At 68.7% G+C, this 6065-nt stretch carries 6 protein-coding genes; 1 reads left to right on the top strand and 5 read right to left on the bottom strand.

Translation table 11 applies throughout. The features are described from left to right. Nucleotides 1-184 precede the first annotated feature (184 nt). Nucleotides 185-730 carry a hypothetical protein gene (locus CKO31_RS25075; RefSeq protein WP_200243332.1) on the bottom strand — a complete coding sequence of 182 codons (546 nt, stop codon included), beginning with the start codon at nucleotides 728-730 and terminating at the stop codon, nucleotides 185-187. A gap of 158 nt (nucleotides 731-888) precedes the next feature. Here CKO31_RS25075 and mutS point away from each other — a divergent pair, with 158 nt between their 5' ends. After that, a complete protein-coding gene (mutS, locus tag CKO31_RS25070; protein ID WP_242475683.1) occupies nucleotides 889-3576 on the top strand; it encodes a DNA mismatch repair protein MutS in 2688 nt (895 codons plus the stop codon). A 93-nt stretch (nucleotides 3577-3669) separates the two neighbouring features. Here mutS and CKO31_RS25065 read toward each other — a convergent pair whose 3' ends face one another. The 4 genes from CKO31_RS25065 to CKO31_RS26550 form a co-directional block, all read right to left on the bottom strand. Beyond that, nucleotides 3670-4452, bottom strand: coding sequence for a PP2C family protein-serine/threonine phosphatase (locus tag CKO31_RS25065; protein ID WP_200243329.1), 783 nt, complete (start codon nucleotides 4450-4452; stop codon nucleotides 3670-3672). Between the two features lie 54 nt (nucleotides 4453-4506). Beyond that, a complete protein-coding gene (locus CKO31_RS25060) occupies nucleotides 4507-5235 on the bottom strand; it encodes a DsbC family protein (RefSeq protein WP_200243327.1) in 729 nt (242 codons plus the stop codon). A gap of 74 nt (nucleotides 5236-5309) precedes the next feature. After that, a complete protein-coding gene (locus CKO31_RS25055) occupies nucleotides 5310-5804 on the bottom strand; it encodes a YajQ family cyclic di-GMP-binding protein (protein WP_200243325.1) in 495 nt (164 codons plus the stop codon). A 66-nt stretch (nucleotides 5805-5870) separates the two neighbouring features. After that, on the bottom strand, nucleotides 5871-6065 hold a 195-nt coding region (locus tag CKO31_RS26550; protein ID WP_207148112.1), incomplete at its 5' end, for a hypothetical protein.

The raw sequence follows: 6065 nt of genomic DNA, 5'->3' as shown, positions 1-6065 counted from the left end.
CTTGTCCATCGGGACTCTCCACAGTCGTGTGCTTGGCGGCTCACGAACGGAGTGTCTCCGATGGACTCCCGCAAATGTCAAACTGCTACTGTCACCCCGGCAAAGCCGGGGGATTACCTTTTTTATTCAAAGACGGCACCTCCCGTTCATTGAGTATACCGTCACCGTATTTCATCGCCGATGCTTAATAATCGCCCGTGAGCGCAGGGGCGACCCACATCAGTGCCGCATTGGCGTCGGTTTCCGGCGGCTTTGCGGGCAGCACGATGGTGCCGCCCTCGGCCCGCCAGCGCAGGGTGCTGCCGCCGGCCTCCTGCGTCGGCTCTCCCAGCCCGTTGCGCAGGGACTGCGCGAGCAGCCGGTGGTACTGCGGGCGGTAATCGAGCCGCAGCGCCGTGAGTCGGCCCGCACCATAGTGCAACAGGGCTCGGCGCGCCGGCAGGCCGTTGAATGACGCGATCTCCGCCCCGCAGACCTTGTCGCCGAGGGCGCTTTGGCGCTCGGCGCACTGGAAGTCGATCTTCGGGAACTGCTCCTCGATATCGGCCCGGGTGACGGCGCCGCTTAGGCGGTCATAGGCGATGTTGAACCCGGGCTTGCCCAGGACGTGCAGGAGGAAAAGATCGCTGCGCCGGCGGCCGTCCTCGGTGAACATGAGCCAATAGAAAGGCCCGACGACCACGGCGAGGGCCAGCAGCAGCTTGTAGGTGCGGGGGAGTTTGAAGCGCATAGCCCTGCCATTCTAGCCCGGAAACCCCGGCGCACCGACACCTTCTGACCGATGTTGGGTGCGCCATTGTGCGCACGGCAGCTCGCCCAAGGCACGTACAATTCCCGGTGCACGCAGCCCTCCCCCGCAGATCGCAACGCCCGAGATCACCCTACCCCATGCCCGACGCCGCCGATCAGAGCCAGGCCCAGCCCGCGCCGCCGAAGCAGGCGAGCCAGCACACGCCCATGATGCAGCAGTACCTGCGCATCAAGGCGGAATACCCGGACATGCTGCTCTTCTATCGCATGGGGGACTTCTACGAGCTCTTCTTCGAGGATGCCGAGCGGGCGGCGCAGCTCCTGGACATCACGCTCACCAAGCGCGGGCAGTCCGCCGGGCAGCCCATTCCGATGGCGGGAGTGCCCTATCACGCCGCCGAGAGCTATCTCGCCAAGCTGGTGCGCGCGGGCGTGTCCGTCGCCATTTGCGAGCAGCTCGGGGACCCGGCCAAGAGCAAGGGGCCGGTGGAGCGCAAGGTGGTACGGGTGGTCACCCCCGGCACCGTCACCGACGAGGCCCTGCTGGACGACCGCCGCGAGAGCCTGCTCTGCGCCGTGGCCGAGGCCAATTCAACACCGAGTCCGCCAGACTCCCGGCAGGCACCCTTCGGCCTCGCCGTGCTGGAGCTCGCCGGCGGGCGGTTCACGGTGCTGGAGGTCGCGGGCCTAACGGCGCTGTCGGCGGAGCTGGAGCGCCTGCGGCCCGCCGAGCTGCTGATCGCCGAGGCCAGCGACCTGCCCGAGCGCCTCGGCTTCGGCGGCGGTGTGGCGCGCCGCCAGCCCTGGCTCTTCGACGCCGACAGCGCCGAGCGCCTGCTCTGCCGCCAGTTCGGCACCCGGGACCTGACGGGCTTCGGCTGCACGGACCTGCGTCTGGCGGTGGGCGCCGCCGGCTGCCTGCTGCAATACGTCCGGGATACTCAGCAGAGCGAGCTCGCGCACCTGCGGGGTCTCACCACCGAGCGCCGCGACGACGCGCTGATCCTGGACGCCGCCACCCGCCGCAACCTGGAGCTGCTGACCCCGCTGCGGGCCGCCACGGACCGGGCCGAGGCGGACCGGGCGGAGCAGCAGACCCTGGCCTCGGTGATGGACGCCACCTGCACCGCCATGGGCGCTCGGCTGCTGCGGCGCTGGATCGGCCGCCCGCTGCGGGACGCCGATGCCGTGCGCGACCGCCACGATGCCGTCGAAGCACTGCTCTCGGACGCCGCCCGCACCCCGCTGCGCGAGACGCTCGCGGCCATCGCCGACATCGAGCGCATCGTCGCCCGCATCGCCATCGGCTCCGCCCGGCCGCGGGACCTGGCGGCACTGCGGGATGCGCTGACCCGGCTGCCGGCGCTGCACGCCGCCATGGACAGCGCCGACTTCGCCGGCACCGCGCCTGCACTGCTGGCGGCGCTGGACGCGGATCTGGGCGAGCATCCCGACACCCACACCCTGCTCATACGCGCCCTTGTAGACACGCCGCCGGCGCTGATCCGCGATGGCGGCGTACTCGCACGCGGCTACGCCACCGAGCTGGACGAGCTGCGCGACCTCGCCGAGCACGGCGATCAGTTCCTGCTTGAGCTGGAGGCCCGCGAGCGCGAGCGCACCGGCATCGCCGCGCTCAAGGTCAGCTACAACCGGGTGCACGGCTACTACATCGAGATCGGCCGCACCCATGCTGACAAGGTGCCGGCGGACTACCAGCGCCGCCAGACCCTGAAGGGCACCGAGCGCTACATCACCCCGGAGCTGAAGCGCTTCGAGGACCAGGTGCTATCCGCCCGGGAGCGGGCGCTCGCATTGGAGAAGTCCCTTTACGAGGACCTATTGGCGACCCTGCGCGAGTCCATCGCGGCGCTTCAGCGCCTGGCCCGGGCCCTGGCGACCCTGGACGTGCTGGCGGGCCTCGCCGAGCGGGCGGCGGCCCTGGACTGGCGCCGGCCGGAGCTGGTGGACGCCGTGGGCGTGGACATCGCCGACGGCCGCCACCCGGTGGTGGAGCGCATGCTGGGCCAGGGCGGCGCCGAGCCCTTCATCCCCAATCCGGTGCGCCTGGACGAGCGCCAGCGCATGCTGGTGATCACCGGCCCGAACATGGGCGGCAAGTCCACCTTCATGCGCCAGACGGCGCTCATCGTGCTCATGGCCTACACCGGCAGCTTCGTGCCGGCAGCGGCCGCGCGTCTCGGCCCGGTGGACCGGATCTTCTCGCGCATCGGCGCCGCCGACGACCTCGCCGGCGGGCGCTCCACCTTCATGGTGGAAATGGAGGAGACGGCCAACATCCTGCACAACGCCACCGACCAGAGCCTGGTGCTCATGGACGAGATCGGCCGCGGCACCAGCACCTTCGACGGCCTGTCTCTGGCCTGGGCCTGCGGCGTGGAGCTGGCGACGCGGGTGCGCGCGCTGACCCTGTTCGCCACCCACTACTTCGAGCTCACCGCCCTGCCCCGGGAGCACGCCGGCATCGCCAACCTGCACCTGGATGCCGTGGAGCACGGCGAGCGCATCGTCTTTCTCCACAGCGTGCGCGAGGGACCGGCGAGCCAGAGCTATGGCTTGCAGGTAGCGGCCCTGGCGGGCGTGCCACGGGGCGTGATCGAGCGCGCCCGCGAGCGCCTGCGCAGCCTGGAGGAGGACACCGCAGCGCGCCGGCCCGACGATGCTGCGAGCGCGCCGACACAGCTCAGCCTGTTCGCGCCGCCGGCACCGCATCCCGCGCTGGCGGCACTGGAGGCGCTCGACCCGGACGAGCTCACGCCGCGTACGGCATTGGAGGCGCTCTATCGGCTGAAGGGGATGCTCTGACGCCGGCTGCCCGAGACCGGCTGGACACGGACCTCGAAGGGGATTCTGCGCTCCCGGCTGCCGATGCAACGGCCCGGCGATCTAAGGGTCCGATTACGCCGGTGCAGAGCCATGGCGCTGCACCACCGTATTGACCCTTACCAAGGCGAGAGTGATGTTGTCGCTACCACCGTTGTCCATGGCGGAGTCCACCAGGGCGTCCGCGGCGCTGCCGAGCTCGCCCTCGTTGGCATCCAGCAGGTCAACAAGCTCTTGGTCCGACACCATGCCGCTGAGACCATCGGTGCAGAAGAGATAGATATCGCCGACGGCAATGTCGGTGACCGCCGTCGTCGCCACCACGTAGGGCGCGGAGCCGACGGCGCGGGTGAGCACGTGCTCGTTGATCCCGTACTCGCGCGCCGCATCAAACGACGGGAAGAAGCCTTGATCGACCACCTCCTGGATGAAGGAGTGGTCGCTGGTGAGCTGGCTCAGCGCCCCTGCGCGCATCCGGTAGAGCCGGGAGTCGCCCACATGGGCGTACATGAGCCAAGCGCTGCCGAAATAGCCCATGACCACCGTCGTGCCCATACCCGAGGAGTCCTGGCGATGTTGGGCGAGCTCGCCGATGGCGGCGTTGGCCTCATTGATGGCCGCCTCCGCAAAGAGCTCCGCCTGGCGGGACTCGCTTACCGGCGGCGGGTGACGCGCGAAGCGCTGGCCGATGATTCGCACCGCCGTCTGGCTCGCGAGGTCGCCGGCACTGGCCCCGCCGATGCCGTCTGCCACCACGACGAAGCCGATGTCCGTCAGGCAGGTGACGGCGTCTTCGTTGCGGCGACGCACACGCCCCCGCTCGCTGCGCCATTCAAGCTCCAGCGCCGGCGTGCTCATGCCAATGCAGCGACGGGCGGCGCTCGTGCGAGGGAGCTACGCGGGCGAGCCTGCTCAGTTCGCCGAGGCGCTCTGCTCCAACAGACCGGCGAGGCGCTTGGGCTCGACATAGCCGGGGACCATGTCGCCGGAGTCCAGCACGATGGCCGGGGTGCCGCGGATGCCCATGAGCTCGCCGAGCTGGCGGTGCTCGGCGACAGGATTCGCGCATTGGCGCTTCGGGATGTTCTCGCCGGCCTTGGCCCGGGTCATGGCCTCCTGGCGGTCGTCGGCGCACCACACGGAGACGGCCTTGTCGTAGGCAGGCGAGTCTGCGCCGGCGCGGGGATAGAACATGTAGCGCACGCTGATGCCCGCGTCGTTGTACGCCTGGATCTGCTCGTGCAGCTTGCGGCAGTAGCCGCAGTCGATGTCGGTGAAGACAGTAATGGTGTGCTCCGGCGACGGCGCCTCGAACACGACCATGTTCTCCTCGCCCACCTGCTCGATGGAGCGCAGCCGGGCGCGCGCCTGTGCCTGCTCGGCGATGTTTTCCCGGCTTTCGAGATCGATGATGGCGCCGTCGATGAGGTAGCGGCCGTCGCCGGTGACGAACATCACCTGCGGGCCGATTTCGACCTCGTACAGGCCCTCCATCGGGGTGGCCTTGACGCTGGTAGGCTTGAAGTCCGGCAGCACCTTGGCCAACGCGGCCCGGATGGTGGCGGACTCGTCGGCGGCGACGGCAGCGGACGCCATCAGTGCCAAGGCGGCGAGGCCGGTCAGTGCAAAGCGTTTCATCATTCGAGTTGCCTCAGTGTTGATCATGTCTGTATATGGGTATCGGCCCCGCCGGCTTCAGTGCGCACCGCGGCCGCTCAATCCCGGAAATTGGTGAAGCTGAGGGGCAATTGCCAGTCCTCGGCCTTGAGCAGCGCGATGGCCTGCTGGAGGTCGTCGCGCTTCTTGCCGGTGACGCGCAGCTGCTCGCCCTGGACCTGCGCCTGCACCTTGAGCTTGGCGGCCTTGAGGGCCTTGACCATACGCTTGGCGGTGTCGGCGTCGATCCCCTGTTTGAGACCGACCTCCTGGCGTGCGGCATTCAACGTCGTCACAGGCTCGCCGACATCGAGGGCCGCCAGGTCCACCTTCCGCTTGACGAGCTTGTGGCGCAGGATGTCCATCATCTGCTGGAGTTGGAGTTCCTGCTCGGCCCGGAGTTGCACGGTGGCCTGAGCGCTGCCCTGCGTCAGCTCGAAGCTGGCATCTACACCCTTGAAATCGAACCGGGTCTGGATTTCCCGATTGGCTTGGTCCACGGCGTTACGAACCTCTTGCAGGTCGCACTCGGCGGCAACATCGAAGGACGGCATGGGCAGCTCCGTTGCTGGAGGGCGTGTTGAGCTCGGATAACAACCGGCATGGAGACGACGATCGAGTCACGATTCGACCAAACAAGCAACGATAGTTGAATGCGTGCCGCAGGTCCACCGCAGCAGCGGCAGAGCAGCCCTGAAGCATGATCGGCCACCGGCGCAGCCGGTGGCGTCGGCGCGGTGATGTCGGATGTCGCCGAGCCGTTGAGCGGCGTCACGGGGCGGTTGATGCGTGGCCGCTGATGCGGTTTTCACTGT

The organism is Thiohalocapsa halophila (genome assembly GCF_016583825.1).
In the GTDB taxonomy this organism is placed as follows: domain Bacteria; phylum Pseudomonadota; class Gammaproteobacteria; order Chromatiales; family Chromatiaceae; genus Thiohalocapsa; species Thiohalocapsa halophila.
This window is presented reverse-complemented; position numbering and strand designations above follow the sequence as displayed.